The following is a 687-nucleotide window of genomic DNA, read 5'->3' as shown; positions in this document are numbered from 1 at the left end:
CGTGCCCGACCAGGCCACCCCCGGCAACGCAGCCTGCCCCACCACCGGCCCGCCCTGTGGCACGGCCATCGGTGCCGACTCGTCCGGCGAGGGCGGCGCGTCTGGCGAGGGCGGCGCGTCTGGCGAGAGCGACGACGCTCCTGGCGTGCTCGGTGGCCCTGCCGAGGGCAACCGGGCAGACTGGTCCCCGCATCTGCGGACCAGCCAGTCCGGCAGCGGAGGCCAGCCAGGGTCGGCCAGGGTGAACGGCCCGAGCCCGGTCTGACCATCACCGGCTTCGTCACGGGTGCCGACGAGACCACTGAGGCCGTGCGGATGCTCCAGGCCCGGGCGGCCCGTGCTGCGGCCGGTGTGCGCGCACCGGGGGCAGGCCACCGTGCCGGTCAGCGAGTCCCAGGGGACGACCACCTGCAGGTTCAACGGTGGGGTCGCCGTCGTGACGGCGGCCAGAGTGTCCAGGTCCTCCGGCGTGACCAGCTCGTCGACGACCTCGGGCACCTCCACGGTGCCGTGCAGCAGCAGGCTGGCGCACAGGTCCGAACGCAGCTGCGCCAGCGACCGCTCCTCCCCAGCACCCCGCAACGCCCGGGCCATCCGGTCCACCCGGGCGAACACCCCCACCCCCGAGATCAACGGAGTCCGCACGCCCACCGTCGCGGTCCCGTCGTCGTGCACCCGCAGCCACGC

1 pseudogene is annotated in these 687 nt (G+C 75.0%); it reads right to left on the bottom strand.

Annotation, left to right across the window (positions count from 1 at the left end):
• Nucleotides 1-687: pseudogene (locus FJR00_RS15880) on the bottom strand (hypothetical protein); the annotation flags it as partial.

Origin of the sequence: Ornithinimicrobium kibberense, from assembly GCF_006519705.1 — a bacterium.
Taxonomy (GTDB): Bacteria; Actinomycetota; Actinomycetes; order Actinomycetales; family Dermatophilaceae; genus Ornithinicoccus; species Ornithinicoccus kibberensis.
Note: the sequence above shows the minus strand (reverse complement) of the source record. Positions and strands in the feature narration are given on the sequence as shown.